Source organism: Pandoraea pneumonica (assembly GCF_902459645.1).
Taxonomy (GTDB): Bacteria; Pseudomonadota; Gammaproteobacteria; order Burkholderiales; family Burkholderiaceae; genus Pandoraea; species Pandoraea pneumonica.
Window position 1 is genome coordinate 47,254 of record NZ_CABPSK010000003.1, and the last position, 26,199, is coordinate 73,452.

General features: G+C 62.8%; 22 protein-coding genes, 1 tRNA gene and 1 pseudogene. 7 read left to right on the forward strand and 17 right to left on the reverse strand.

The window, feature by feature from the left end:
* Positions 1-4: 4 nt before the first annotated feature.
* The 9 genes from PPN31114_RS15730 to PPN31114_RS15770 all read right to left on the reverse strand — a co-directional run bounded on the left by PPN31114_RS15730 (position 5) and on the right by PPN31114_RS15770 (position 10,954).
* Positions 5-2,287, reverse strand: a complete 2,283-nt coding sequence (locus tag PPN31114_RS15730) for a TonB-dependent siderophore receptor (protein ID WP_246182591.1) — start codon at positions 2,285-2,287, stop codon at positions 5-7.
* A 211-nt stretch (positions 2,288-2,498) separates the two neighbouring features.
* Positions 2,499-2,915: an ExbD/TolR family protein gene (locus PPN31114_RS15735; RefSeq protein ID WP_150680487.1), complete on the reverse strand. Its 417-nt coding sequence runs from the start codon at positions 2,913-2,915 to the stop codon at positions 2,499-2,501.
* The gene (locus PPN31114_RS15740; protein ID WP_150680488.1) at positions 2,916-3,692 is read right to left on the reverse strand and encodes a MotA/TolQ/ExbB proton channel family protein; all 777 of its coding nucleotides are present in this window, start codon (positions 3,690-3,692) and stop codon (positions 2,916-2,918) included.
* A 33-nt stretch (positions 3,693-3,725) separates the two neighbouring features.
* Complete coding sequence (locus PPN31114_RS15745) at positions 3,726-4,532, reverse strand: energy transducer TonB (RefSeq protein ID WP_150680489.1); 807 nt, start codon at positions 4,530-4,532, stop codon at positions 3,726-3,728.
* Between the two features lie 291 nt (positions 4,533-4,823).
* On the reverse strand, positions 4,824-5,768 hold the full coding sequence (locus tag PPN31114_RS15750) for an inositol monophosphatase family protein (protein WP_217426955.1): 945 nt from the start codon (positions 5,766-5,768) through the stop codon (positions 4,824-4,826).
* The gene (locus tag PPN31114_RS15755; protein WP_150680490.1) at positions 5,765-6,895 is read right to left on the reverse strand and encodes an ABC transporter ATP-binding protein; all 1,131 of its coding nucleotides are present in this window, start codon (positions 6,893-6,895) and stop codon (positions 5,765-5,767) included. The genes PPN31114_RS15750 and PPN31114_RS15755 overlap by 4 nt, the downstream gene beginning before the upstream one ends.
* Positions 6,892-8,739 (reverse strand): ABC transporter permease, encoded by a 1,848-nt coding sequence (locus tag PPN31114_RS15760; RefSeq protein WP_150680491.1) that lies wholly within the window; start codon positions 8,737-8,739, stop codon positions 6,892-6,894. Before PPN31114_RS15760 ends, PPN31114_RS15755 begins: the two co-directional genes overlap by 4 nt.
* Positions 8,723-9,898: an ABC transporter substrate-binding protein gene (locus tag PPN31114_RS15765; protein ID WP_217426956.1), complete on the reverse strand. Its 1,176-nt coding sequence runs from the start codon at positions 9,896-9,898 to the stop codon at positions 8,723-8,725. The genes PPN31114_RS15760 and PPN31114_RS15765 overlap by 17 nt, the downstream gene beginning before the upstream one ends.
* Before the next feature lie 36 nt (positions 9,899-9,934).
* Entirely contained in the window at positions 9,935-10,954 is a 1,020-nt protein-coding gene (locus PPN31114_RS15770) for a LacI family DNA-binding transcriptional regulator (RefSeq protein WP_150680492.1), read from the reverse strand.
* A gap of 304 nt (positions 10,955-11,258) precedes the next feature.
* Here PPN31114_RS15770 and PPN31114_RS15775 point away from each other — a divergent pair, with 304 nt between their 5' ends.
* Entirely contained in the window at positions 11,259-11,627 is a 369-nt protein-coding gene (locus PPN31114_RS15775) for a hypothetical protein (protein ID WP_150680493.1), read from the forward strand.
* A gap of 410 nt (positions 11,628-12,037) precedes the next feature.
* Here PPN31114_RS15775 and PPN31114_RS15780 read toward each other — a convergent pair.
* Positions 12,038-12,114 (reverse strand) — tRNA-Arg (locus tag PPN31114_RS15780).
* Between the two features lie 217 nt (positions 12,115-12,331).
* Here PPN31114_RS15780 and rocD point away from each other — a divergent pair.
* On the forward strand, positions 12,332-13,546 hold the full coding sequence (gene rocD, locus PPN31114_RS15785; RefSeq protein ID WP_150680494.1) for an ornithine--oxo-acid transaminase: 1,215 nt from the start codon (positions 12,332-12,334) through the stop codon (positions 13,544-13,546).
* 20 nt (positions 13,547-13,566) lie between these two features.
* Here the strand turns inward: rocD and PPN31114_RS15790 are convergent, their stop codons facing one another.
* Positions 13,567-13,896: a DMT family transporter gene (locus PPN31114_RS15790; RefSeq protein ID WP_150680495.1), complete on the reverse strand. Its 330-nt coding sequence runs from the start codon at positions 13,894-13,896 to the stop codon at positions 13,567-13,569.
* 158 nt (positions 13,897-14,054) lie between these two features.
* Here PPN31114_RS15790 and alaC point away from each other — a divergent pair, with 158 nt between their 5' ends.
* Complete coding sequence (gene alaC, locus PPN31114_RS15795; RefSeq protein WP_150680496.1) at positions 14,055-15,272, forward strand: alanine transaminase; 1,218 nt, start codon at positions 14,055-14,057, stop codon at positions 15,270-15,272.
* A gap of 100 nt (positions 15,273-15,372) precedes the next feature.
* Here the strand turns inward: alaC and PPN31114_RS15800 are convergent, their stop codons facing one another.
* Entirely contained in the window at positions 15,373-16,152 is a 780-nt protein-coding gene (locus PPN31114_RS15800) for an AraC family transcriptional regulator (RefSeq protein WP_150680497.1), read from the reverse strand.
* Between the two features lie 98 nt (positions 16,153-16,250).
* On the opposite strand from PPN31114_RS15800, the gene PPN31114_RS15805 reads away from it, so the two are divergent.
* Positions 16,251-17,042: an alpha/beta fold hydrolase gene (locus tag PPN31114_RS15805; RefSeq protein ID WP_150680498.1), complete on the forward strand. Its 792-nt coding sequence runs from the start codon at positions 16,251-16,253 to the stop codon at positions 17,040-17,042.
* Here PPN31114_RS15805 and PPN31114_RS15810 read toward each other — a convergent pair.
* From PPN31114_RS15810 to PPN31114_RS15825, 4 genes and pseudogenes are all read right to left on the reverse strand, one after another.
* The gene (locus PPN31114_RS15810; RefSeq protein ID WP_150680499.1) at positions 16,999-17,415 is read right to left on the reverse strand and encodes a PPC domain-containing DNA-binding protein; all 417 of its coding nucleotides are present in this window, start codon (positions 17,413-17,415) and stop codon (positions 16,999-17,001) included. The genes PPN31114_RS15805 and PPN31114_RS15810 overlap by 44 nt on opposite strands.
* A complete protein-coding gene (locus PPN31114_RS15815) occupies positions 17,412-17,948 on the reverse strand; it encodes a PPC domain-containing DNA-binding protein (RefSeq protein WP_246182592.1) in 537 nt (178 codons plus the stop codon). Before PPN31114_RS15815 ends, PPN31114_RS15810 begins: the two co-directional genes overlap by 4 nt.
* Positions 17,945-19,576, reverse strand: a pseudogene (locus tag PPN31114_RS15820) (acyl-CoA synthetase); the annotation flags it as partial. The pseudogene PPN31114_RS15820 and the gene PPN31114_RS15815, both read right to left, overlap by 4 nt.
* A gap of 34 nt (positions 19,577-19,610) precedes the next feature.
* The gene (locus PPN31114_RS15825; RefSeq protein ID WP_150680501.1) at positions 19,611-20,777 is read right to left on the reverse strand and encodes an acetyl-CoA acetyltransferase; all 1,167 of its coding nucleotides are present in this window, start codon (positions 20,775-20,777) and stop codon (positions 19,611-19,613) included.
* 656 nt (positions 20,778-21,433) lie between these two features.
* On the opposite strand from PPN31114_RS15825, the gene PPN31114_RS15830 reads away from it, so the two are divergent.
* The 3 genes from PPN31114_RS15830 (at position 21,434) to PPN31114_RS15840 (ending at position 25,180) form a co-directional block, all read left to right on the forward strand.
* Complete coding sequence (locus PPN31114_RS15830) at positions 21,434-22,453, forward strand: TRAP transporter substrate-binding protein (RefSeq protein WP_150680502.1); 1,020 nt, start codon at positions 21,434-21,436, stop codon at positions 22,451-22,453.
* Positions 22,454-22,468: 15 nt separating this feature from the next.
* A complete protein-coding gene (locus PPN31114_RS15835) occupies positions 22,469-24,331 on the forward strand; it encodes a TRAP transporter large permease (RefSeq protein ID WP_246182637.1) in 1,863 nt (620 codons plus the stop codon).
* Between the two features lie 93 nt (positions 24,332-24,424).
* A complete protein-coding gene (locus PPN31114_RS15840) occupies positions 24,425-25,180 on the forward strand; it encodes an SDR family NAD(P)-dependent oxidoreductase (RefSeq protein ID WP_150680504.1) in 756 nt (251 codons plus the stop codon).
* Between the two features lie 24 nt (positions 25,181-25,204).
* On the opposite strand, the gene PPN31114_RS15845 is transcribed toward PPN31114_RS15840, so the two are convergent.
* On the reverse strand, positions 25,205-26,149 hold the full coding sequence (locus PPN31114_RS15845) for a LysR family transcriptional regulator (protein WP_150680505.1): 945 nt from the start codon (positions 26,147-26,149) through the stop codon (positions 25,205-25,207).
* Positions 26,150-26,199 lie beyond the last annotated feature (50 nt).

Genomic DNA, 26,199 nt, shown 5'->3' on the forward strand with positions numbered 1-26,199 from the left:
CCGATCAGAAGTCGATACGCGCGTTGAGGCTGAGCGTGCGCGGCGCACCGACCTGGAGATAGTTCTCCTGGTAGTACGACCAGTAGCGGCGATCGGTGAGGTTCGTCACGTTGGCGCGCAGCGTCACGAGCTTGCCATACACACGCGTGCGATAGCCGACACCGGCGTCGAGCAGTGCCGACGGGTTGATGTAGTTGACGTTGCCCGAGTCGATGGCCATGCCGCCGAGGTAGCGCACGCCGAACTGGAAGTACAGGCCTTGCACCGCCGGGACACGCCACGTGGCCTGGAACGCCGCCTGCCAATTCGGTGCACCGACGGCACGCTTGCCGTTCACACCTGCCGCCGCGTTCACGTACTTCGAATCGAGGCCCATCACGCTCGCGTCGAGCGTCAGGCTGCGCAGCACATCGACCGAGCCGCCCAGTTCGAAGCCCTGATAGCGCACCTTGCCGTCTTGCACGAAGTAGTTCGCGCTGTTGACGTACTCCGCCCCGCGCTCCACACGGAACAACGCGGCCGTGGCACGCCAGCGGCCCTGATCCGTCTTCACGCCCACTTCGTACTGATGGCTCTTGATCGGGGCCATCTGTTGATTGGCGTTCTTCGTCGTGCTGTCTGCCGTGCCGCCCTGCTCCAGCGATTCGACATAGCTGGTGTAGAACGTCAGATCGCTGCGCGGCGAGTACATCAACGCGACCGTCGGCGTGACCGGCGACGCGTGGTAAGTCGTCGCCGCCGCGGTGGCCGAAGCATGTGCGATTTCGTCGTACGTCTGGTAACGCACGCCCGCCAGCAACGACCATGAGCCGTACGAGATACGGTCGCTCGCGAAGATGGCGCGTTGCGTCAGCTTGTCGTCGCCGTACGTACCGCCGCTGAAGTTGATGTTGTTGGCCGAGTAGATCGTCGGCGAGTAGAGATTGCCGTTGCCAACGACCACCTTCGGCGTGTTGACCGACTTGTTCGATAGCAGCACGAGGTTGCTCGCGCCGAGCACGACTTCATGCGTGAGCGGCCCAGTATTGAACTTGCCTTCGACCGTTGCCTGCACTTCGTCGAACTCGTAGCTGTGATATTCGGCGCTGATGCGGTCCGAGTAGTCGCCCTTGTTGCTCGAAATGTAGTACTGATCCTTCTTGTACTGACGCACCGAATCCGAGTAGCGATAGGCCACCTTCGCCACCCACTCCGGCGCGATCTTGTACTGCACGCCAAGCGTGGCCATTTTGTAGGTCACGTCGGTGTAAGAGCCGTTGCTATACAGCTTCGAGCGGCCCGAGATCGGACCGGGCACCAAGTACTTGGGGCTGGTGATGATGTCGACGCCGCCCGACGTGCGACGCTCTTGCCACATCGTGTCGAGCGTCACCGTCAGGTCGTTGGTCAGTCGCGCGTCGAGTCCAAGGCCCACCGACGTGCGGTTGATCTTGGCGCTATCGGCCGCCGCGTTGCCCTCTTCGTGCACGGCGTTGAAGCGGTAACCGAAACGGTCGTCCTTACCGAAACGCCCGCCCGTATCGATGTGTTCCTTCCACACGCCGTCTTCGCTCCACCCTTGGTCGTAGCTCAGCGTGAACTGCTCCGTCGCGCGCTTGGTGACGTAGTTGACGATACCGCCCGGGCTGCCGAAGCCGTACATGAAGCCCGTCAGGCCCTTGAGCACTTCAATGCGATCGAACATCTCCAGCGGCATTTCCACGCCACGGTTCACGCTTGCGAGGCCGTCGATTTTGTAGCCATTCAGGTCGTCGAGCGGCAGGCCGCGCACGGCCAGCGTGGCCGGGTGCGTGCTGTAGCTGGTGCTGATCGACGTGACCGACGCGTCGTACTTCACCGCTTCCGAGAGGATGTTGGCTTGGCGGTCCTCAATCTCTTCACCCGACACCGATTTGATCGAAAACGGCGTATCGATTTCGGCGTGATCGCCAAGCGCACCGGCGCTGGCACTGCGCTTGAGGCTCGTGGGCGAGACGATCTGCGAGGCGGAGACGTTCACTTCCGGCAGCATGGTTTCGCCAGTTGCCGCAACTGATGTCGTGGCAGCAGCGTCGGCCTTAGCTTGCGCTTGCGCAGCCAACGGCAGCAAACCGGCCAGACAGAGGCCTGCGGCGACAAGGCGCGCGTACAGCGCTGATGTGGGGAGAGACATTGGCGCTGAGCGCTTGGCGTGCTTGGTGTGCGAAGTCGTCGAAGCGCTCGCGGCGGCGGGCGAGCGATGCGTCAGGCGTTGCGATAGGTCGTGGCGCATGGTGATCGAAGTGGGTGAGCTTAAGGTTGTGGTCATTTGGCAACCGGCTACGTTTAGCTCGCCGTCGGCACTGGCGCGGGCGTGCAAACGCCCCCACCGGTGCCGCAGCAGCGGCCGGTATGCCTTATCGAAATGGGTAGAACTCGGGAGATTCAGACGATCCGCTTGCGGCGCAATACCGCAGGCGCGTCGTCTCAGGTGGCGCTGATCGCTCGAAGGCGATGGGCAGATTCCGGCCGTCGGGCCTTCAGCGTTTGGCGGCCTCGCTGACAAAGCCAATCTTCGCGAGACCGCCCGACTGCGCCGCCGACATCACTTGCATGACATCCTCGTACGGCGTCTTGCGATCTGCGCGCAGGTGCAACTCCGGTTGGGGCTGCGCATGGGCGGCGTCGGCAATCAGGGCGCGCATGCCGTCGACATCGACCACACGATCGTTCCAGTGGATCGCCCCTGTCGCATCGATCGCCACATCGATCGTCTGCGGCTTCACCTCGGCGGGTGCGGACGCGGCGCGTGGCAAATCGATCTTCACCGCGTGTTGCAGGGCAGGCATCGTGATGATGAAGATCACGAGCAGTACCAGCATCACGTCCACGAGCGGCGTGGTGTTGATCTCGGGATTGAAGTCGTCTTCGACTTCGCTAGGCACAGAACCGGCCATTTATGCGGCCTCCGGCATGGCTTCTCGGCGGCGAGCATCCTTGGCCGTCGCAAGCGTCGTGGTATCGGCACCGGCATCGATACGCCCGCCGCCTTCCGGCAAGCGCTGTCCGACGACGATCATGTCGTGCAATTCGTACGTGAACGCCGACATCGCAGCGACCGACGTCTTGTTTGCGCGCAGCAAGGCGTTGTACGCCAGCGATGCGGGGATGGCGACGGCCAGACCAAGTGCGGTCATCACCAACGTCTCACCGACCGGCCCGGCGACTTCGCCGATGCTCGCTTGCCCCGATGCGCCGATGGTCATCAACGCGTGATAAATGCCCCACACCGTGCCGAACAAGCCGATGAACGGAGCGCTGGAGCCCACCGTCGCCAGCACCGGCATGCCGCTTTGCATGCGCACCTGACGGCGGGCGATGCGCTCGCGCAAGGCGCGGGTCAACCAATCGGACAGCACCGGCGGGGTGCGCCCGGCCGCAGTCGCTTGGTGGTGTTGCAGTGTGGCGTCGAGACTGGTGTGGGCGAGTTCGACGAACGGGTTGCCGCGCACATCACCGTCGAGCGCTGCCACGCCGTCGCGCAACGAACCGGCTTTCCAGAACGCGCCAGTGGCCTGATCGGCCATGCGGCGCAAACGCCAATTCGAGAACGCTTTGGTCACGATGACGTACCACGACGCCACCGACATCACGAACAGCATCAGGGCGACGCCCTTGATCACGCCGTCGGCTTGCGCCCACAGCGTGTCGAAACCGATTTGAGGAATTGCCATAAGAGCCTCGGGAGAAATAAGCGAATGAGCGGGTCAGGTGTCGAGCGAAAAACGCAACGGCACGATCACGTAGACGGCTTGCGGCTTGCCGTCCTCGGTATAGGGTTTGAACACGGCGCGTTGCACGGCCTGCACGCCAGCCGCATCAAGTGCGACCGAGCCGGACGATTGGCGCACCGTAATCTCGCGCGGCAGGCCGTCTGCGCCGACGAGCACCCGCACTGTCACCACGCCCTCTTCCGCCATGCGGCGCGACGACTCGGGGTAGACGAGCACCGGCGCGCGCAGGTACTGCACGCCATGCGTGATGGTGCGAGGCGTTGACGGGACGACGGGCTGCGGCGTCGCGGCGGGTGCCGCTGCGGCGCTCGGTGCCGCCGATGGCGCAGGTGCCGGTGTTGGGTCGGCCGTCGGCGCGCTCGGCGCGGGCGTGCTTTGCGGCGACGGTGCGACAGGTCGCGGCGTCACCTTGGGCACCACTTGCGGCTTCTGAGGTGTTTGGGGCTTCGGCGGCTGCGGCGTCTGAGCCTGCGGTTGTGCGACGGCGGGCGTCGGTGTCTCTTGCACGAGCGTGGCGTAGATCGGTGCAGGTGGCGTAACGACTGTCGGTTCGCTATGCCATTGCAACGCCAGCGCGAGGGCTACGCCGTGCAACGCGAGCACGCCCGCGAGCCACAAGGTCTGCGAGGCGCGTCGCGATACCGCTTGCGGCGCACCAGACGCCACCGGGGCATCCGACGTTGCAGCAGTGCGCGAACGCACAGCTTGCGCGGAACCCGTCAACCAACTGGGCAACGCCGGGACTTGCAGCGGCGGCATCGCGCCATTCGCTCCAGACATCGAACTCTCCTTGCGCGTCTTTGCAAACGCAGGTCATCAACGGCATCGAATCGCACGCGGTTATTTTTGCAATCTATTTGCACACGTGTGCAAAACGACGCAGACAACATGCGATTCGGACAACGAGACGAATTGTAGAAACTACGTATGACCTCACCGTGACAGGGCTGGCCGTAGGCAGTGAATTTTTCGTGTTGTCCGCGGGGGCTTCGCTTGGGGTCTGACGTCGTGTTGCAAACGTGAAAATTGCAATCGAATGCAATACCGGTGAAACAAATGCCGTGACGACGCTTATTCAGGAGACGGGTCGCCGTGCCGGATCGATGCACCGACGATATCGTTGAGCGTGTTGTAGAGCGGCTTGCTGGACGCAAGAATCGGATTGCCGCGCGTTAGCCCGTCGTCCGCCAGAAAGTCGCTTACGCGCCCACCGGCTTCTTGCACGAGCACCACACCGGCCAAGCAGTCCCACGCATGAATGTGCGGTTCGTAATAGCCGATGAGTCGCCCAGCGGCGGTATAGGCCATCATCAGCGCGCCAGAGCCAATGCGTACGAACATGCCTCCGCGCGCGAGCCAGCCATCGAGAAACGACAGAAAGTCTGCGCGGTCGACACGATGCGATACGCCCACGCCGAGCACGCCTTGTGTCGGCGCATCGACATCCGCCACATGCAACGCCGTGCTCACACGCGTGATGTTCGATTCGCCGCCGTCGGGCTGGCGCGGCGTCGATGGGCTTGCCAGCACGGCGTTGTCGACGAAAGCACCGCGTCCGGTCGCACTGTGAAAGAGTTCATCGGCATTCGGATCGTAGATCGCGCCAATCGCGGGCACGCCGTCGACGATCACCGCGATCGACACACACCACGCATGCATGCCGTGCAGAAAGCAGGCCGTACCGTCGATGGGATCGACCACCCACATGACGCGCGATGCCGTTGGGATGCGGCCTGCCGCTGCACTTTCTTCGCCGAGGAAGGCATCGTTCGGAAATGCAGCCGCCACACGCTCGCGTACCAGTTGCTCGATGGCGCGATCGGCCACGCTCACGACATCCTGCACGCCTTTGTATTCCACCGTCAGCGCATCACGCGTGCGGAACATGGCGAGTGCGCGAAGACCAGCCTCACGGGCGATGACTTGCGCAAGTTCATATCTCGAATCGAGGGTATCGAGTGTGCCGTCGGCACCAGCGCTTGCCGACGGCGTCATTTGACGTTCTGTCCCGGTCATTGAGCGGCTCCTACGATGGCTGCGCCACGTGCATGCAAGCCGACGGCGACGCGCGTGCCGACGGGGAACGGAATTTCGAATTGATGTGACAAGACCACGAGGTCTCCTGCGGAGGTTTGAACGAAGTACTGCGTGGCGCGCCCCAGATAAGTGGCGCGCCGGATTTCACCGATAGGACCGCGCGGCGCGTCGGCGCAGTCTTCGGAATTTCGGACTGAAGCGGGGACGGCATGCAGCGTCAGCGCTTCCGGGCGGATGGCGACGCGAGCGTGGGTCAACGCCGGTCCGGCATACGGCAACGTGAGCGGCAGCCCGTGAAAATCGCATTGCGCGTGACCGTCGCGTTGGGCGATAACGGGCAGGTCGATCAGGTTGGCGTTGCTGATAAATGTCGCGACAAACGCATCGGCGGGCTGCTCGACGAGCGTGCGCGGTGCGTCTTGCTGCGCGATGCGGCCGTCGTGCATGACGATCACTTGATCGCTGATCGCCAGCGCCTCCTCCTGATCGTGTGTGACGTAAACCACCGTCAGACCGAGTTGCGTCTGAAGATCGCGGATGTCTTCACGCACGCGCACCCGCAGGCGAGCGTCGAGATTCGAGAGCGGTTCGTCGAACAACATGACTTCCGGCTCAAGCACCAAGGCTCGCGCGACGGCCACCCGTTGTTGCTGTCCACCGGATAACTCGGCTGGCATGCGTTGCGCCATCGCGGTGAGACCGACGCGCGCGAGCGATTCTAAAACGCGCTCGCGTAATGCCTGCTGGGGCACGCGCGTGACCGTGAGGCCATAAGCGACGTTCTCGAACACACTCATGTGCGGAAACAGCGCGTACGACTGAAACACCATGCTGACGTCGCGATGTTGCGCGCCAAGGCGTGTCACGTCCCGGCCGCCGAGGGTGATGCGTCCCGCGTCGGGAAGCTCAAGCCCGGCGATCAGGCGCAGTGTCGTCGTCTTGCCGCAACCACTGGGTCCGAGCAATGTCGTCAATGTGCCCGGTGCCACGGTGAACGACAGATCGGGGATGGCGACATGATTGCCCCATGCCTTGCGGACGTTCTCGAAAGTTAGCGCGCCGCGGGTGTTGGGTGCGATCTGAGGTGCGAATTGAGGGGCGTTCATGCGAGGGATTTCCTGCCGATTCGAGACGTGCGTGCTGTGCGTGGTGTTCGCGGTGCGTCACCGGGCGTTTCGGACGGCGGCAGGGTCGTCGCCACCGTCATGCGAGTGCGTTTGGTTTCGCTCGCCCGCAAGCCCGCCTCCAGCGATACGACGATGGCGAACAGCACCACGACCAACACGCCTGCATAGGCCAGCGCGGGACCATAGCTGCCGTTCGAGATGAGGCCGATCAGGTAGGTCGTAGCAAGATCGTGATCGGCGCTCACGAGAAATACGACAGCGCTCACGGCCGTGGCTGCACGCACGAAGCCGTAGATAAGCGCCGCCGCGCAGGCGGGGCGCAGTAACGGCAGCAAGACGCGGCGCAGCGTTGTCCAACTGCCTGCACGCAGGGTCGCCGACGCCTCGTCAAGACTCGGATCGATCTGTGCCAATGCGCCCACCGTCGTGCGCAAGCCCATCGGCATGTTTCGGAACAGAAACGACAGCACGAGAATGGCCCCGGTGCCGGTCAGCGCCAGCGGTGCGGCGTTAAACGTCTGCGCGTAAGCCAGACCGATAACGGTGCCCGGAATGGCGAAAGCGGCGACGAGGGCGCCCTCCAGCCAGCGCCGCCCGGCAAACTGACGGCGCGCGATCAGCCAGCCGCCGAGTACGGCGGCAATGGCCGTCAGGGGCGCGGCAATGGCCGCCAGACGTAACGTTTCCAGCGCCGAAGGCCACGCCTGACCGGTGAGCGTCAGCGCGCCGTCTTCTATCGCGATGCCGAACACGTCGGTCAGGTGCGCCAGCGTCCAATGGAAATCGACGCCCCACAACGTCACGAACCCGCCCGCGAGCAACGTGCCGTAGACCGCCAGCGTCAACAGGCACCACGGCGCGACAAGTGCCGTCAGCGACCATGAGAGACGTGCGTCGAGCGGCGCGGCGCGGCCGCCTCCGCCCTTCCCGTTCACCGCGACATAGCTGCGCTCACCTAGCCAGCGGCGTTGCAGCGCGAACGCGCCGAGCGCTAGCAACAGCAACCAGACCGCGAGTGCTGCGGCGCGGCCCGGATCTTGTTCAGCGCCGACAACGGCAAAGTACAGATCGGAAGACAGCACCCGGAAGTTGCCGCCCAGCACCAGCGGATTGCCGAAGTCGGCAAGACTCTCGATGAAACACAGCAGCCATGCATTGGCGAGACCGGGACGCATCATCGGCCACGTCACGGTGCGAAACGTTTGCCAATGCGTAGCGCGCAGCGTGGCGGCGGCTTCTTCGAGCACCGCAGGCAGGCGCTGCACCACGCCCACCACCGTTAGAAAAGCGACTGGCGTGAATGCCAGACACTGCGCAAGCCAGAGGCCCAGGGGACCGTACAGCCAGCGCCCCGGGGCGACACCCAGCGCGTTGGCAATGGCTTGCGTGATCGCGCCGTTGCGTCCGAGCAGCAGAATCAACGCGAGCCCCACGGCGAAGGGAGGCGTGATCGCAGGCAGCATGGCGACACCGCGCAGCAACGCCGCTCCGGCTCGCGAGCGCGCCAGAGCGCCGCGCGTGGCGAGTAACGCGAGGGCTGCACCGAGCACCGTCGATGCCACTGCGGACGCGATACCAAGCGCAATGCTGTGCCAGCCACTGCCGCAGGCGCCGACGCCGCGCAAGCAGCCGAGCCGCCAAACGTCCGGGGCCAGTGTCGTCCACACGGCTCGCAGATCGCCGCCCGCGCTTTGCCATGCGGGCACCAGCGAGAAAAGGCTATTGGCAAGCGGCCACGCGACGAAAACACCGAGTGCCAGCACGGTGGCAATCAGCACACCGCGCGTGAACACGTCGTGCGGCAGCTTAGCGGGCGTGGGCATAAATTTCCGTGTTCCAGCGCTGCAACAGGCGCTTGCGCGTGGCGGGGTCGCCGAAGCGGGCGGCGTCGTAATCAATCAACTTGATGCTGGCGGGCAGTGGCGCGAGCTTCGGTATCGCGGCGTCTCGGTTGGACGGCAGTTGGTAGGCGTGCGCCTGTTCGGCGAGCGACTGCACGTCGGCACGCAAAGCGAATTCGTAGAACTGTTTTGCGAGCGCGGGATGCGCTGCGCCTGCGATCAGACTCATGCCGCCGATTTCGAAGCCTGTGCCTTCGCATGGGGCGACGGTGGCAATGTCGAAACCTGCGACGCGTTGCTTGACGAGGTCGTGCAGGAATTCGATCGCGATGCTCGCTTCGCCGCGTGATGCCGCTTCACCCGGTGCGACGCCTGTCGCGGTGTATTGGCTGACGTTGGTGTTCAGCGCGCGCAAGTAGCGGAACGCTTCGTCCTCGCCCATCAGTTGCACGAAGGTGGCGAGTGCGACGTAGGCGGTGCCCGATGCGTTTGGATTGGCGATCTGAATCTCGCCCTTCCATGTGGGTGCGAGCAGGTCGCGCCAGCATTTCGGCGGATCGAGGCGGCGTTTGCGCAATTCCGTCGCGTTATAGCCGATGCCGAGCAGTCCCTGATACACGCCGACGGTGCGCTCACGCCCCGTCTGTGCGAAGCGCTGCGCCCAGGGCTGCAACTGCGGCAGAGACGGCGAGCGGTACGCCTCGGTAAGCCCTTCGAACGCGGCTTGCAGATGCGAATCGCCGGAACCTGCCCACCACACGTCGAATTGGGGGCGGGCGCGTTGCGCGGTGAGCAGCGCGAGGGCTTCGCCCGCACTTTTACGAATCATCGCTACGCCGATGCCTGTGTCTTTCTCGAAGCGCTTCTTCATCAGTTGGCACCATTCGAGATCCGCCGAGCACAGCAGGCTCAGACGGTCGGCGGCGTGCGCGGTCGATGGCGGCAGCATCGTTGCGGCGGCTGCGATGCACAGCGCGGCGGCGAGCGTGCGGCGTGCCGTTCGTAGCAGCCGGACCGCGAAACCGACGCGTGCGGGTAGCGCGGGTTGGGCGGGTCGCGTCGATAGCGCGGCCCGTATCGACGCATTGCACTCGTTTGCAATGTTGGGCGCAACGATCGGAGGTTTGGGCTTCGTAAGCATGGGAAGGGGCGGAGTCGGTCCGTGATGGGCGCTGTGTCAGCCAGTGGTGGCGCGGCGCACGAAGGTGACGGGAGCGATGCGGACTTCTGCGGCACGCGAGAAGTCGGTGATGCGGTGGGAGAGCATGTCGACGACGCTATGGGCGAGCGTGTCGGTGTTCTGTGCGATGGTCGACAGGCGATAGCTGTCGAGCGCGGCGTGCTGGATGTCGTCGAAGCCGACGAGGCGCATGTCTTCAGGGAAGCGGCGGCCAAACGTGCGGCGGGCTTCGTCCATGAACCCGAGCGCAACCATGTCGGTGGCGCAGAAGACGCCGTCGGGCGCATGCGCCGCGTCGGCTAGCACTTCACGCGCCGCGAGTTGCCCGGCTTCGTACGACGAGATCGTGGAATTGCACAGCGTGATCCGGTTCTTGCGCACGCCCAGACGGGTGAGTGCGTCGACATAGCCTTCGCAGCGTTGGCGGCCGCTGAAGTGCGTGGTGTGCGGCCCAATGAAGGCGAAACGTGTCGCGCCGGAATTGAACAGTTCGCGCGCGGCGAGTGCGCCACCGGCGTGGTTATCGCTGTTGATGACGTCCGCGCCTTCGAGTTCGGGGGCACGGTTGATCATGGCGACGGGCACTTTTCGCTCGATGTACTCGCGCGCGAGTGAGAGCGGCGGTGCGCCGGACGTCATGATGACGCCTGCGATGCGATAGCTCAGCAGACGCTGCAAGGCGTAGCTGGTCTGATCGGGGTCGTCGGCGTTCATGAGAATGGGCAGCAAGCCGCGCGCGCCGAGGTGATGGGCGATGGGGGCGAGCAGTTGAGCGCGAAAGGGGCTGACCAGCGCGGAGGTGACGACGCCCACGAACGTGCTCCGACCCTGAATCATGTTCCGGGCGTTGATGTCGACGTGGTAGTTCAGCGTCTTCGCGGCTTCGAGCACACGGGCGCGCGTCTTAGGCGAGACGCTGGCACCGGGTGTGAAGGTGCGCGAAACGGCAGAGCGAGACACCCCAGCCATGCGCGCCACATCCTCGGCAATCGCCCAGCTCTTTTCTTTGTCGGTCATCGAAACAATGGGAGCGGGTACGCGAAAGAGGCCAGCACGGAAGTGGTCGCGCCAGCACGATGACCGCGTAGCTTAAAGGCGGGGTGTGTCGGATGTGTGACAGGGGGAATGCCACTTGGTAGTGCCGATAGATACGGCTCCGTCCAAACGCAAGTGGAGGACTGAGGACATCCCCACCAGCTTTTAGGAAAACCCAAGTAGGCACGCTACCGGATTTCTTATAGCGATGATAGTTGATTGGAATCCATAATAAATGGCAGAATTCGCCATCTACACGAGCACTAAAATAAACAAGGAAAAATAAATGCACCCAGTGATAGCGAAGACTTTCGGTGGCCTGTCTGTTCAGTACTACACTCGTCAGTTTCTCTTTGGCCTGATTTTCCCCGCACTTATCTTGTTCGTTTTGAATCGGGGTAATCAGCCGCACGGGCCAGCATTTATGGCTTACGCACTGTTTGCGATCAACACATTGCTATACCCTTATTCTCGCTTCGTCTATGAGAGCATCGTCGGCTATATCATGGGCAGCAACGTCTTCTTCGTGAATGCAATTCTTATGCTATTCGTAAAATCGATCACGATGGCAATCTGCTGGTCGTTCGCAATCTTTATCGCGCCGTTCGGTCTCATGTACCTCTATTTTCACCACAGCCGGAAATCGGCCGGTTAAATTGGCGCGACTTGGTGTCGCGAATCCAGCAACGTACGTGTCTTCAAATTCCCGCACGTCCTAACTCAGCAACCTCGCTCTCGGTGTTGTTCGCAAAAAGTGCCCCTTCGGCATTGGCACATTTAGGCGGCGCACCGAAGCACGCGCTTTTGTACGTGTCCGCTACGTTCGACAGCGTCAGCTGTGATTGAACGCGTATCGCCCTGCCGCCATCTACACGCACGACCGCACCGACAAAGTAGTCATATGGGCCTCGATGGTGCCGCAGTCGACGCGGGGGGCGGCCAAGCCTCAAACGGGCTAATTGCGCTCGCTGGACCTAGCCACCGAAGTGAGCAGTGCATTGGTTGATGAAAGTGCGATGAACACGCAACTCGATGGAAGCGGGCGACCGTGGGCCCTTGTAGAACTGGCCTGCCCAGAGGGATTCGAACCCCCGACCGTCGGCTTAGAAGGCCGATGCTCTATCCAACTGAGCTATGGGCAGTGCGTGTTGGCGGCGACCGAGTGTCGCTGCCGGAAGGTTCCGGGGCGTTCAGCGCTTTGCGGTAGATGATTCGCAATCGCAAACTGCACGCAAACGCCCGAGGAATCGGCGATTATAGCGCACGCGCATGCCAATTTCATCCGCGCCGCCTCGGGAGATGTCCTCTTTACGTGCCACTCCCTTCCCATCTAGACTGCTGATGTGGAGGGACGCGCTCATGAACGAGATCGAACGCGAACAACGCTACGGCGCACATAACTATGCCCCGCTCCCCGTCGTGCTCTCGCACGCCAAGGGCGTCTGGGTCTGGGATGTCGAAGGCACCCGCTATCTCGACATGATGAGCGCCTACTCCGCCGTCAGCCACGGCCATGCCCACCCTCGCCTTGTCGCGGCACTCACCGCGCAAGCGCAACGGCTCGCTATCGTCTCGCGCGCCTTCTATTCCGACAAGCTCGGCGCCTTCCTCGAACGCCTGTGCGATCTCACCACCCTCGGCGGCGCCCTGCCGATGAACACCGGTGCCGAAGCCGTCGAAACCGCCATCAAAGCCGCCCGCCGCTGGGGCTACAGCGTCAAACGCATTCCCGCCGAAAAAGCCGAAATCATCGTCGCCGACGGGAATTTCCACGGCCGCACCACCACCATCGTCGGCTTCTCCTCCGAACCCGCCTATCGCGCCGATTTCGGCCCGTTCGCGCCCGGTTTCATCCGCGTACCCTTCGGAGACATCGACGCCGTACGCGCCGCCATCACCCCCAACACCTGCGCCGTCCTCTTCGAAACGATTCAAGGCGAAGGCGGTGTAGTCGTGCCGCCCGACGGCTTCCTGCGCGCGCTGCGCGATCTGTGCACCGAGCAGAACGTGCTCATGCTGCTCGATGAAATTCAATCCGGGCTCGGGCGCACCGGGCGATGGTTCGCTTATCAGCACGAAGGCATCGTGCCGGATGGGGTGATGCTGGGCAAAGCCCTCGGCGGTGGATTGCTGCCAGTCTCGGCATTTGTCGCGCGGCACGACGTGATCGACCTGTTCGAACCCGGCAGCCATGGCTCGACCTTCGGCGGCAATGCGCTGGCCGCTACCGTCGCGCTCGAAGCGCTCGACGTCATGGCTGATGAAGACCTACCCGGTAGAAGCGCGGAAATGGGGGAATATTTGCTCTCTCGCCTGCGCGCGATTCATTCGCCGGTCATTCGAGAAGTGCGCGGTCGCGGGCTTTGGGTCGGCATCGAAATCGATCCCGCATTGGCCGACGCGCATGATCTGGCGATGCGTTTGCTGCGACGCCACATCCTCGCGAAAGAAACGCGCTCGACCGTGCTGCGGCTCGCGCCGCCACTCATCATCGAGCGCGCGGAAATCGATATGTGTGTCGGCGCACTCAAAGCGGTACTCGCTGAAGCAGAAGCCGAGCAAATCACCGCTTAGTGTGAAGACCCGTGCGCGGCTCAATGCGCCGACGACTTCGACCAGAGATTCATCACCAAGACCCCGGCGATAATGAGCGCCATGCCGAGCATCGCCGCGGCATCGAGTTTCTGCCCGAACAATACGCGCGACGCGATCGAGATCAGCACAATCCCCAGCCCCGACCACATCGCATACGCGATGCCCACGGGGATGGTGCGCAGCGTGAGCGACAACATGTAGAACGCCACGCCATACCCCGCCACGACCAGCACGACCGGCCCCACGCGCGAGAATCCGTCCGACGCCTTGAGCGCCGACGTGGCAATCACCTCCGCCACGATCGCCACCAGCAAGTACAGATACGCCATCGTTATCCTCCGGTTTTCAAGGCCGCCCATCATAACCGACAGCCCCCGAAAATTTGTCTTGCACAACCGTGCGACGCCTTGCTAAAGTCGCCGTCACGGTGTGGCCAGCACACCGGCGTCGCTCGGACGGTTCCGGGCGCTTACGTTCCAGGATCAACATGTCAGGCTCCCAGAGCTCGCGCAGCTTTGCGCGCATCAATCGTCTTCCCCCGTACGTCTTCAACATCACCGCCGAACTCAAAATGGCGGCGCGCCGTCGTGGCGAAGACATCATCGACCTCTCGATGGGCAACCCTGACGGGGCCACGCCGCCCCACATCGTCAGCAAGCTCGTCGAAGTGGCACAACGCCCCGATACGCACGGCTACTCCACTTCGCGTGGCATTCCGCGTCTGCGCCGCGCCATCACCCGCTGGTACAAAGACCGCTACGACGTCGAACTCGACCCCGAGCGCGAAGCCATCGTCACGATCGGTTCGAAGGAAGGCCTCGCCCACTTGATGCTCGCCACGCTCGATCAAGGCGACACGGTACTCGTGCCCAACCCCTCGTACCCGATTCACATCTACGGCGCGGTCATCGCCGGTGCGAACATCCGCTCCGTGCCCATGACGCCCGGCATCGACTTCTTCACCGAACTCGAACGCGGGATTCGTGAGAGCCATCCGAAGCCCAAGATGGTGATTCTCGGCTTCCCGTCGAACCCCACCGCCCAGTGCGTCGAACTCGAATTCTTCGAGCGCGTGATCGAACTCGCCCGCAAGCACGACATTCTCGTCGTGCACGATCTGGCCTACGCCGATATCGTCTATGACGGCTACAAAGCGCCGTCGATCATGCAAGTACCGGGCGCGCAAGACGTCGCCGTCGAGTTCTTCACGCTGTCGAAGAGCTACAACATGGCGGGATGGCGCATCGGCTTCATGGTCGGCAACTCGGAGCTGGTCGCCGCGCTTGCACGCATCAAGAGCTATCACGACTACGGCACGTTCACGCCCGTGCAAGTCGCTGCTATCGCTGCGCTGGAAGGCGACCAGACGTGTGTCGAAGAGATTCGCGCGCAATATCAGCGCCGTCGCGACGTGCTCTATAAAGGCTTGATCGAAGCCGGTTGGGCCGTCGATCTGCCCAAGGCATCGATGTATATCTGGGCGCGCATCCCCGAGCCGTATCGGGCGCTCGGTTCGCTGGAATTCGCGAAGAAGTTGCTCGCGCAAGCGAAGGTGTCGGTTTCGCCCGGCATCGGCTTCGGCGAGTACGGCGACGAATACGTGCGCTTCGCGCTGATCGAAAACGAATCGCGAATTCGTCAGGCAGTGCGCGGCATCAAGCACATGTTCCGTGACGACGGACTCGTGACGCCGACCGTCGCGTAAGCAACCACGTCAACGTGTCGTCGCGACACGTCGCAACACGCCGGGGCTTCCGTTCAGACGGAAGCCCCGGTTTGCTTTCCAGCACCGCCGCCGACACCACCTACGCGCGAACTTCCAAATACCGGCTCGGCACATCGCCCAGCACACGGCGAAATGCCGAAGTAAAGGCGCTTGGGCTGCCATAGCCCAAATCGAGCGCGACGCGCGTCACCGACTGCCCTTCGCTCAGACGTGCAATCGCCGCCAACAAACACACTTGCTGTCGCCATTCGGCAAAACTCACACCCGCCTCCTCGCGGAACCGACGCGTGAACGTCCGTCGACTCATCGACGCCGCAGCCGCCACAGCATCGAGATCCGTCGCAATCGACGGCGCAGCGAAGATCGTTCTGCACACATCCGCCAGCCGCGCATCACTCGGCATCGGGGCATGCAACGACAAGCGCGGCATCGCGGCAATCTCTGCGATCAACAAGTCCATGAGCTTGCCGTCTCGCCCGTCGACGTCGTACATCGCAGGCAAATCTACAGCGTCATCCATCAATTGCCGAAGCAACGGCGACACGCCGTAGACGCAGCAATGCGAAGGCATCCCTGCCGCCTCGGCAGCGTCACTAGCGATGAACGTGTTGAGCATCGTCACGGCGCCGCTCATGGTCATCTCATGCTGCATGCCCGCAGGCACCCAACAAGCGCGTTGCGGCGGCACGAACCAACGCCCCTGCGGCGTCGCGACCGTAATCATGCCGCGCGAAGCGAACGCGAACTGGCCGCGTGCGTGCGCGTGTTCGGGATAGGTCGAGCCTGCCGCATAGTCGTTGGCTGTCACGACCACGGTACGTGGCAAGGCTTCGTAGGGATCGAGCGGGGTATTGCGCATGGCCCGAATTCTACAGTGATTGACCCAGCATTGACGGCGGGCAACGGCATCGACACCTACGATTCCCGCTGTCGACACTATTCACACACGGAGTTGTGATGCCCAATACCTTTCATCGCGTGGGGACTGGCCCCCACGTGGTTCTTGTCCTGCATGGCTGGTTCGGCGACGCGCACGCGTTCGACGCCATCGAAGCGTGGCTCTCCCGCGACGAGTTCACCTACGTCTTCATGGACTACCGCGGCTACGGCGGCATGCGTGAGGTCGCGGGCGCCTACACCATCGATGAGATTGCCGATGACGCGCTAGCACTCGCCGACGCCCTTGGTGCGCAGCAATTCAGCCTTATCGGGCACTCGATGGGAGCGATGGCGATCGAGAAGATCGCCGTCCTTGCGTCTGAACGCGTTCGCGCGTTGATACCCGTGACACCGGTGCCATGCGGCGGCGTGCCGTTCGACGCGCAGCGACGTGCGATGTTCGAAAATGCCGCGCATGACATCGAATTGCGCCAGGCGATCATCGACCGCAGCACGGGCCACCGGCTGCCATCGCAATGGATCGAATGGAAAGCGGCTTACTCGGCATCGCGCTCGACGCCGGAAGCCTTCGCCGCCTACTTTGCCGCATGGGCCGACACCAACTTCAGCCACGAAATTACGGGCGTGCATCCGATGAAAGTGCTCGTCGGCGAACATGACCCGACGTTCAACGCGACGCTCGTGCGTGAGACGTATCTGCAACGATATCCCCACGCCACGCTCGAGGTCATGCCGAACGCCGGTCACTATCCGATGAACGAAACGCCGCTCGCCCTCGTCACCGCCATCGAATCGTTCCTGCGCATCACGACGCCGGCAACCACTCTTGCAGCGTCACTTCGATGGTGATGAACGACAGGTTGCCACCGCGCACGAAGCGTCCGGCGAACATGCGTCCTTCGGTGTCGGCCACCATGCCGTGCAGCATCGGCAGCGCGTTGGCGGGGTCGGTGCGCACATCGACTTCGCCGAACACGTTGAGGATTTCCACGCCCGGACCCTGCACGAGTTGCTCGCGCCAGCCCTCGCCCGCGCGAAACGTGAGCCGTGCATCGATCAGACTGCCGACCGCCCCGCGCACGATCGCGCGCGAGATCGAATGCTCGGCGCACAACGCTTCGATGCTTTCGGTCAGATCCTGATTCGGTTTGAGACGGGCCACCACCAACCGGCCCAGCGTGCCATTTTCAATGGCTACGGGAACATCGAGCGCTGCGCTCATGAGAGATCTCCGGCAACGGGATGGAGCAGGTGAAAGCGCGTTTCCTCATCGTCTGCGGTCACATAGCCGCCGTGCTCGAACAAGCACAGGCGGATAACCACGGGCTCATCGCCAGCCCATGTGTGATCGAGAATCAGATGGCCGCCATGCAACATGCCCGACGGGTCGGAAAACCCCGCATGGCAATGCAGCAATGTCGCCCCGTCCGCTGTACGGCCCACCGTGATGGCGCCGCCGATCAGGTCCACTTCCCGGGTTTCGTCGACCGGCGCCCCATACCCGAAGGGGCGCTCTGTATCTGCGGTGTTCTCGATCATGTGATACCGCAGACCTCGCGCGGTGCCCGCGCAAAAACGGCCGACGCCGCCGCCGTACGCATAGCGGGATAACGCCGCGCGTAACGACTCGCCAAGATTCGCACCAGACCGGATCGTCACGCGCAGTTCGTGCTGCCCGCTCAACACGCAGTCTTCCACACGGGGTAACGTGGGGGCGCCTGCATGCCGATAGATCCGTGAAAGCGCAGGTTTCATAGTCGATAGTCTCCTTGCTCTTCGAGCATCGTCTTGATTTGCTTCTTCACGATCTTGCCGTAGCCCGACTTGGGCATGGCATTCCAGAACACAAAGCGGCGCGGCCACTTGTAGCGGGCAATGCGCGCTTCGAGATGTCCCAGCAACTCGTCGGCTTGCGCGGCCATGCCCTCACGGGCCACCACCACCGCCAGCCCACTCTCGCCCCACTTGGGGTCGGGCACGCCGAGCACTGCGCACTCCGACACTGCCGGGTGCGTGAGCAACGCTTCTTCGATCTCGCGCGGATACACGTTCGAGCCGCCCGAGATGTACATGTCCGACGCGCGCCCCGTGATGTACAGGAACCCCTGTTCATCGACATGGCCCAGATCGCCGGTGTGGAACCAGTCGTCCTTGAACGCCTTGGCGTTCGCGTCCGGGTTGTTGTGATAGCCCATGAACACGGCCGGCCCACGCACGCAAATCTCGCCTGAGCCGAACGGCGGCTGACGCACACCATGTTCGTCGAGAATCGCCACTTCCATCCCCGTGCGCGGCAATCCGCAGGTGCCCACTCGCGCATCGGGCGCATCGTCGTCATCGCCATGCAGCCACGGCGGCAGCACGGTGATATTGCCCGTCACTTCACCAAGACCGTAGTACTGCACCAGCACGCGGCCCAGCTTTTGCAACGCGTATTTCTGATCGGCGCGATACATCGGCGCGCCCGCATAAATCACGAAACGCAACGAGCTGTGATCGTATTCGTCGACGGACGGGTCTTCGACCAGCATCTTCACAATGGTCGGCACGGTGAACATGTTGTCCACCCGATGACGCTCGACGGCCTGCCACACCTGCGCCGCATCCATCTTCTCGCCCGGCAGCAGCACACTCGCGGCCCCACGCGCCGTGTTGACGATGGCGTGAATGCCCGCGCCGTGCGAGAGCGGTGCGACCACCATCGAACGGCTGCGATAGGTGATGCCCGGCATCAGGTCGGCCAGATGGTTGGTGACGACGAACGCCATTTGCCCGTGCGAGAGCACACCCGCTTTCGGATGCCCCGTCGTGCCCGAGGTGTAGAAGAACCACAGCGGGTCTTCGTACTCCACCTCTTCCTCGAACTCGGGCGCGCCCATGTGCTCGGCGACCAGCGTCTCGTAATGCAGTTCGCCCGCGCGAGGGGTGCCCAGCGCGATCACGTGGCGCAATGCGGGGGACGCCGCCTTCACCGCGTCGACATGCCCCTCGAAACCCGCGTCGTAAATCATCGTGCATGCCCCGCTCGACTGACCGAGATAGGCCGCTTCGGGCGCAGTAATGCGGAAATTGGTCGGCACCCAGATCGCGCCGAGCTTGAACGCGACCCACGCGCTCTCGAAGATCGGCAGATTGTTGCGCGAGTGCACCAGCAGCTTGTCGCCCTTGCCCACACCGAGCTTGCGCAACGCATCGACGGCGGCATTCACACGGGCGTCGATTTCGCCCCACGTCGCGACTTTGTCGCCGATGATGACACCCGCCTCATTCGGATGACGCCGGGCAACGTCGGCCAACAAGCGGCCGAGATTCATGACCTTCTTGAGCATCTTGCTCGTCTCCTCTGCTTTGCTCTTTGTCTGCTTTGCACGGCCTTGCTCTGCGCATCGAACACGGCCGCCGGGCCATTCATGCCAATCAACGGGCTTCGAGAATGCTCACGTAGTTGGCCACCGCCGCACCGCCCATGTTGAACACCCCCGCGAGCTTCGCGTTCGGAATCTGCATCTCGCCCGCCGTGCCCGTGAGCTGCATCGCGGCCATGACGTGCATCGACACGCCCGTGGCGCCGACCGGATGCCCCTTGGCCTTCAGACCGCCCGACGGATTGACCGGCAGCAGGCCGTCTTTTTCCGTCAGCCCCTCGGCCACAACGCTGGCTCCCTGGCCCGGCTTGGCAAGCCCCATGGCTTCGTATTCGATGAGCTCGGCAATGGTGAAGCAGTCGTGCGTCTCGACCAGCGACAAATCCTTGAGCGACAGCCCCGCAACGCCTAACGCCTGACGCCATGCGTGCTGACCGCCTTCGAAGGCAAGCGCGTCGCGGCGCGAGAGCGGCAGGTAGTCGTTGACTTGCACGGCGGCGCGAAAGCCCACGGCCTTCGGCATCGTGCGAGCGACATCGGCTTTCGAGATCACGAGCGCCGCAGCGCCGTCGGAGACCATCGAGCAATCGGTGCGCTTGAGCGGACCCGCGACGAACGGATTCTTCTCGGAGACGTTGCGGCAGAAGTCGTAACCGAAGTCGCGGCGCATGTGGGCGTACGGGTTGACCGTGCCGTTGCGATGGTTCTTCGCGGCAATGCGTGCGAGCGCGTCGGATTGATCGCCGTAGCGATCGAAGTACTGCTGCGCAATGGTGCCGAAAACGCCAGCGAAGCCGCCCGGAATGCCCGCTTCCTCACGCGCATACGAACACTTGAGCAACACTTCGCCGACTTGCGGGTTAGCGAGCTCGGTCATCTTCTCGAAACCGATCACGAGGACGTGCGTAGCCTTGCCCGCTTCGATCGATTGCAGACCGCCATGCACGGCAGCCGAGCCGGTGGCGCACGCGTTCTCGTAGCGCGTTGCCGGTTTGAAGCGAAGGCCGGGAATGTTGTTGAAGACAAGCGACGACGGGAAGTCCTGATACAGGAAGCCGCCATTGAAGGTGCCGACGTGAATCGAGTCGATCTGCTCGGGGGCGAGGCCCGCATCGTCGAGCGCGGCTTGCGCCACTTGGGCCAGCAGAACTTCGGCGTCGACGTTATCGAGTTTGCCGAACTGGGAGTGAGCCCAGCCCGTAAGGCATGCAGCAACCATGAAGTATCTCCGGAAAATTGGGGTGATCCAGACTCCGGTGAGCAATTTCGATGCCAGTGTTGCGCGGCTCATGAACGCCATGACATCGAACGCCGATTGCGCAACGGGACACAGGGCGATTCAACCCGTCGTCCGAACACACGCTTGTGGCGTGCGCGCAATTGACGTAAGCGTAAAGCCGGATTCCTAACGGCATCAAGTGAATTCGAATGCCCGGCGCATGAAGCGAATTTGCTGTGATGCAGCAACGCCGCCCGGGTCGAATCGAGGGTGTCTCACGTGCGACAGGTGTCGCATCCACTGTCGCACTCGCGCGAGACACGTGTCGCAACGGGCACCCCGGATGCGACAGGTGTCGCATGTCTGCGCGCCGCCAAGTTGATCCCCATGTTGATCACCCTGCACGCCCGTCATGCCTTCGCCCCCGCCTGTTCCGCCAGACAAAAGCCGCTGCGCCGTACGCCCACGCTCGCTTGGATGCTTAACAACGTAAGGGTTTTCCCGTCAGGGCGTCGAACTGGCATTCGATTTGCGTAAGATAGCCAAGCCACTTGCGAGCCCGCTTTCCGAGTTGGCAGGAACGTTGCAGGGCAACACGCCCGCACCTTCCCGCTTCAGACGCAGTCACCAAACCTATAAACAAGGAGACATGCAGTATGAGCACCATGGATCGTCGCCACTTCATCAAAGTTGTGGCCGCCACATCGGCAGCCGCCGCCACGGGGTTGTATCAAGCGCAGGCACACGCCGCCGAAATCACGCTGAAATTCGCCAACAACTTGCCGATCAGCCATCCGATGAACATTCGCGCCAAGGAGATGGCGCAGAAGATCGCGGATCAATCGAAGGGCCGCATCGACTTCCAGATTTACCCGAACAACCAACTCGGCACCGACAGCGACATGCTGAGTCAGATTCGCTCGGGAGCCATCGACTTCTTCACGCTCTCGCCGCTGATTCTCGGCACGCTGGTGCCCTCGGCGCAGATCTCGGGTGTGGGCTTCGCATTCAAGGACTACGGCCAAGTGTGGGCCGCCATGGACGGCGATCTCGGCGCGCACGTGCGCGGTCAGATCGCGAAGACCACGGTGTTCGCGTTCGACAAGATTTGGGAGAACGGGTATCGCCAGATCACCACGAGCAATCGCCCGATCAACTCGCCCGCCGATCTCAAGGGCCTGAAGATTCGCGTGCCGACGAGCCCGCTGTGGACGTCGATGTTCCGTGCCTTCGATTCGTCGCCGACGTCGATCAACTTCTCGGAAGTCTATTCGGCGCTGCAAACGAAGATCGTCGAAGCGCAGGAAAACCCGCTCGCGCTGCTCACCACGGCCAAGCTGTACGAAGTGCAGAAGTACGTCTCGATGACGAACCACATGTGGGACGGCTTCTGGTTCCTCGCCAACAAACAGAAGTGGGACAAGATTCCGAAGGATTTGCAGGACATCATCACCGCCAACGTGAATGCCGCGGCACTCGTGCAGCGCGACGACGTGAAGAAGCTCAACGACGGCGTGATGGTCGAACTCAAGCAGAAGGGTCTCGTGTTCAACGCACCGAACAACGAACAGTTCCGCGACAAGCTGCGCTCGGCAGGCTTCTATACCGAATGGCATAAGAAGTTCGGCGACGAGGCGTGGGCGATGTTGGAAAAGTACACCGGGAAGCTTGCGTAAATGGAAACGTTGACGATGACGGCCGAGCCCACGCACGCGCTCGCCCGCCTCTTCTGCCACGTCAACCGCGCGGTGATGAAAGTCACCGAGGCGGTTGCCGTGCTGCTGGTCGTGGCGGAGACTCTCATCCTGCTCGCGGGCGTGATCTCGCGGTACGGGTTCGACAATCCGCTCACCTGGTCGGATGAACTGGCGCAAATCCTGTTCATCTGGCTATCGATGCTCGGTGCGGTGATCGCACTCGATCGCGGTGAGCACATGCGTTTGTCCGCCATCGTCAACAAGCTCCCCGCAGCGTGGCGCGACTGGTTCCAGACGATGGCCGCGCTCACAGTATGCGTGTTCGTGGCGCTCATCATCATGCCCGCCTACACGCATGCCATCGAGCAGATGGACATCACCACGCCTGCGCTCGAAATTCCCGACGGCTTGCGCGCGGCTGCCTTGCCGGTAGGCGCGGCCCTCATGCTGCTCGCTGCGATCTCTCGCATGGCGCGTTGTTCTACGGTGCGTCAGTTCGGCTTGGGCGTGTTGGTGGTCGCCGCCATCGGCGCCGCACTGTGGCTCGGCCGCCCCGCGCTGATCGCGATGGGCAACTACAACTTGCTCGTGTTCTTCGTGCTGATCGTCGGCGTGTGTGTGGCCGGGGGCATTCCGATTGCGTTCGCCTTCGGTACCGCCACGCTGGCCTATCTGGCGCTGGTGACCGACGCCCCGTTGCAGATCGTCGTGAGCCGCATGGACGAAGGCATGTCTGGCCTCATCCTGCTCTCGGTGCCGCTCTTCGTATTGCTCGGTGCGCTGATCGAAATGAGCGGTCTGGCACGCAGTCTGATCGAGTTCATGGCATCGCTGCTCGGCCACGTGCGCGGCGGTCTGCAATATGTGCTGCTCGGGGCGATGTTTCTCGTCTCGGGCATCTCGGGTTCGAAGGCTGCCGACATGGCCGCTGTCGCCCCGGCACTGTTCCCCGAGATGAAGCGCCGCGGCTCGAAGCCGGAAGACCTCGTTGCACTGCTCGCGTCGACTGGCGCGATGACGGAGACGATTCCGCCGAGTCTGGTGCTCATCACCATCGGCGCCGTGTGCGGTGTGTCGATTACTGCACTCTTCGTCGGCGGCCTGCTACCCGCCGTGATCGCCACGCTCGCCATTGTGGTGGTGTGCTTCACGCGCTCGCGTAAAGAAGCCCCTAACGCAGCACGTCGCGCGCCGTGGAGCGTGATCGGCAAGACGTTCATCATCGCGCTGCCCGCGCTGGCCCTGCCGATTCTGATCCGTACGGCGGTGATCGAAGGCGCAGCGACGGCGACGGAAGTCTCGACGGTCGGTATCGCTTACACGATCGTGATCGGCCTGATCGTGCATGCCTTCAAGAAACATCTGGACTTCAAGCGTCTGTATCCGCTGCTCACGGAAACCGCTGCGCTGTCGGGCGCCATTCTGCTGATTATCGGCATGGCCACCGCGATGGCATGGGCGCTCACGCAGTCGGGCTTCTCGGCCAAACTGGTCGGCCTGATGCACGGCGTGCCCGGCGGGCAGGTCGGCTTCCTGCTGATCTCGATGGTCGTGTTCATCGTGCTGGGCAGCGTGCTCGAAGGCATTCCCGCGATTGTGCTGTTCGGCCCGTTGTTGTTCCCGGTGGCGCGCTCCTTGGGAATTCACGACGTGCATTACGCCATGGTCGTGATTCTGTCGATGGGCATGGGGTTGTTTGCCCCGCCGCTCGGCGTCGGCTTCTATGCCGCGTGCGCGATCGGCAAGACGTCTCCCGACAAGGTGTTCAACCGCATGTGGACCTACATGGGCGCGCTTCTCATTGCGCTGCTCATCGTCGTCTTCGTGCCTTGGATCTCGATCGGCTTCCTGAAGTAAGTCATACGTATGGCTAGGTAACTGACGGGCTCCGCCGCTTTGCTGGCGGTGGAGCCCGCGCTGTAAATCGAAATAAATTTAGGAGTCCATAGCATGACCCAGAAAGTGGCAGTGGTGACAGGCGGTGGCATGGGGATTGGTGCGGCCATTTGCGAGCGGCTGGCGAGCGACGGCATGACGGTCGTGGTCGCGGACCTGAACGAGGCAGTCGCCCACGAGACGGCGGGTAAGCTCCGCGAAGCAGGCCACGACGCGTGGGCACTCGCGATGAACGTGGGCGATGAGGCGTCGATTGCCGACGGGTTCCGGCAAGTGGCGCAAAAGCACGGGCGCTGCGATGTGCTGGTCAATAACGCGGGCATCGCCAAGACGTTTCCGTTTCTCGAATATCCGCTCGATCACTGGCATCAAGTGATGGCCGTGAACCTGACCGGCACGCTGCTGTGCGGTCAACATGCGGCACGCCTGATGCGCGAGCAACGCTGGGGACGCATCGTCAATCTCGCCTCCGTGGCGGGCATTCTCGCGAGCGCGGGGCGCACGGCCTATGGCACGTCGAAGGCCGCGGTGATCGGTCTGACGCGTCAGATGGCGATTGAACTGGCGCCGTTCGGAATTACGGCTAACGGCGTTGCACCAGGCCCCATCGACACGCCGCTCACCAAGGCGCTGCACTCCGATATCTCGCGCCAGCACTATACGGAAACGACGCCGCTCGGTCGCTACGGCCAGCCGCGAGAGATTGCGGGTGCCGTGAGTTTTCTGGCGTCGGACGATGCGTCGTATGTGACCGGGCATATCCTGCCGGTCGACGGCGGGTTTGTCGCCGCCGGGATTTTGGAAATCTAAGAGGAAATCTGAGTAGGCATGTGATCAGCGCAGGCTGGTGTCCGGCAGATCGGGCACCACCCGCGCGCCCGGCACTCGCTGCATTTCGCGCCACGCGCGCTGGGCGTTCTCAACGAATGTGGCGACGCAGGGGTTGTGATTGTCTCGGCTCCACAGCAACGCCACTTCCGCCACCGGCGCGTTACGCAGCGGCTTGAACACCGCGTTACCCGACGCGCTGGCGCTGCTCATCGACATCGGCACCATCGCCACGCCCAGCCCCTCCCCCACCAAATTGATAATCGTTTGCTGAAGGTTCGTCTCGAGCCGGATATGCGGTGCGAAGCCTGCGCGGCGGCAGTGCGTGACGATCAGGTCATAGACCAGCGGGGCGATCTCGCGCGGAATGCTCACGAACGATTCATCGGCTAACTGCGTGGCGTCGAGCAGCGGGGTCTCTGCCAGCGCATGCGTGCGCGGGATCACGGCCACCATCTCCTCGCGAAATACCGTTGCGGTATCGAGCCCCGACAAATCTTCCGGGCGATACATGATGCCCACGTCGATACGTCCAGCTCGCACCGATTCAGCCAGCAAATTGGGCAGCGCTTCGGCGAGCTTCATGTCGACGCGCGGATAGGCGGCTGCGTAGGTACGCGTGAGCGCAGGCAGGATGTTGTACGCCGAAGACATCATGAAACCGACGGTAATCGCCCCATCCTCGCCCCGGCTCGCAGCAACCACGTTGCGCTTGGCCCGATCGACCGAATTGAGAATTTCTACCGCGTCCTGATAAAACCGCGCTCCCGCCCGGGTCAGACGCACGCTACGGCGCGTGCGCTCGAATAGCAGCACCCCCAACTCGGCTTCCATCAGTGCAATCTGCCGCGAGAGCGGCGGCTGCGAGATGTGCAATTGCTGCGCCGCGCGGCCAAAGTGCAACGTCTCGGCCAACACGACGAAATACTGAAAATGGCGCAGTTCGATCATCTGATACCCCACAGGTATTAATAGCGCATCAATATTGTATTGGATGTTAT

What these genes read in the sequence shown, in the direction of transcription:
- PPN31114_RS15730 (WP_246182591.1), bottom strand. Translation starts at nt 2,287, where the DNA reads ATGACCACAACCTTAAGCTCACCCACTTCGATCACCATGCGCCACGAC.
- PPN31114_RS15735 (WP_150680487.1), bottom strand. Translation starts at nt 2,915, where the DNA reads ATGGCCGGTTCTGTGCCTAGCGAAGTCGAAGACGACTTCAATCCCGAG.
- PPN31114_RS15740 (WP_150680488.1), bottom strand. Translation starts at nt 3,692, where the DNA reads ATGGCAATTCCTCAAATCGGTTTCGACACGCTGTGGGCGCAAGCCGAC.
- PPN31114_RS15745 (WP_150680489.1), bottom strand. Translation starts at nt 4,532, where the DNA reads ATGTCTGGAGCGAATGGCGCGATGCCGCCGCTGCAAGTCCCGGCGTTG.
- PPN31114_RS15750 (WP_217426955.1), bottom strand. Translation starts at nt 5,768, where the DNA reads ATGACCGGGACAGAACGTCAAATGACGCCGTCGGCAAGCGCTGGTGCC.
- PPN31114_RS15755 (WP_150680490.1), bottom strand. Translation starts at nt 6,895, where the DNA reads ATGAACGCCCCTCAATTCGCACCTCAGATCGCACCCAACACCCGCGGC.
- PPN31114_RS15760 (WP_150680491.1), bottom strand. Translation starts at nt 8,739, where the DNA reads ATGCCCACGCCCGCTAAGCTGCCGCACGACGTGTTCACGCGCGGTGTG.
- PPN31114_RS15765 (WP_217426956.1), bottom strand. Translation starts at nt 9,898, where the DNA reads ATGCTTACGAAGCCCAAACCTCCGATCGTTGCGCCCAACATTGCAAAC.
- PPN31114_RS15770 (WP_150680492.1), bottom strand. Translation starts at nt 10,954, where the DNA reads ATGACCGACAAAGAAAAGAGCTGGGCGATTGCCGAGGATGTGGCGCGC.
- PPN31114_RS15775 (WP_150680493.1), top strand. Translation starts at nt 11,259, where the DNA reads ATGCACCCAGTGATAGCGAAGACTTTCGGTGGCCTGTCTGTTCAGTAC.
- rocD (WP_150680494.1), top strand. Translation starts at nt 12,332, where the DNA reads ATGAACGAGATCGAACGCGAACAACGCTACGGCGCACATAACTATGCC.
- PPN31114_RS15790 (WP_150680495.1), bottom strand. Translation starts at nt 13,896, where the DNA reads ATGGCGTATCTGTACTTGCTGGTGGCGATCGTGGCGGAGGTGATTGCC.
- alaC (WP_150680496.1), top strand. Translation starts at nt 14,055, where the DNA reads ATGTCAGGCTCCCAGAGCTCGCGCAGCTTTGCGCGCATCAATCGTCTT.
- PPN31114_RS15800 (WP_150680497.1), bottom strand. Translation starts at nt 16,152, where the DNA reads ATGCGCAATACCCCGCTCGATCCCTACGAAGCCTTGCCACGTACCGTG.
- PPN31114_RS15805 (WP_150680498.1), top strand. Translation starts at nt 16,251, where the DNA reads ATGCCCAATACCTTTCATCGCGTGGGGACTGGCCCCCACGTGGTTCTT.
- PPN31114_RS15810 (WP_150680499.1), bottom strand. Translation starts at nt 17,415, where the DNA reads ATGAGCGCAGCGCTCGATGTTCCCGTAGCCATTGAAAATGGCACGCTG.
- PPN31114_RS15815 (WP_246182592.1), bottom strand. Translation starts at nt 17,948, where the DNA reads ATGAAACCTGCGCTTTCACGGATCTATCGGCATGCAGGCGCCCCCACG.
- PPN31114_RS15825 (WP_150680501.1), bottom strand. Translation starts at nt 20,777, where the DNA reads ATGGTTGCTGCATGCCTTACGGGCTGGGCTCACTCCCAGTTCGGCAAA.
- PPN31114_RS15830 (WP_150680502.1), top strand. Translation starts at nt 21,434, where the DNA reads ATGAGCACCATGGATCGTCGCCACTTCATCAAAGTTGTGGCCGCCACA.
- PPN31114_RS15835 (WP_246182637.1), top strand. Translation starts at nt 22,469, where the DNA reads ATGACGGCCGAGCCCACGCACGCGCTCGCCCGCCTCTTCTGCCACGTC.
- PPN31114_RS15840 (WP_150680504.1), top strand. Translation starts at nt 24,425, where the DNA reads ATGACCCAGAAAGTGGCAGTGGTGACAGGCGGTGGCATGGGGATTGGT.
- PPN31114_RS15845 (WP_150680505.1), bottom strand. Translation starts at nt 26,149, where the DNA reads ATGATCGAACTGCGCCATTTTCAGTATTTCGTCGTGTTGGCCGAGACG.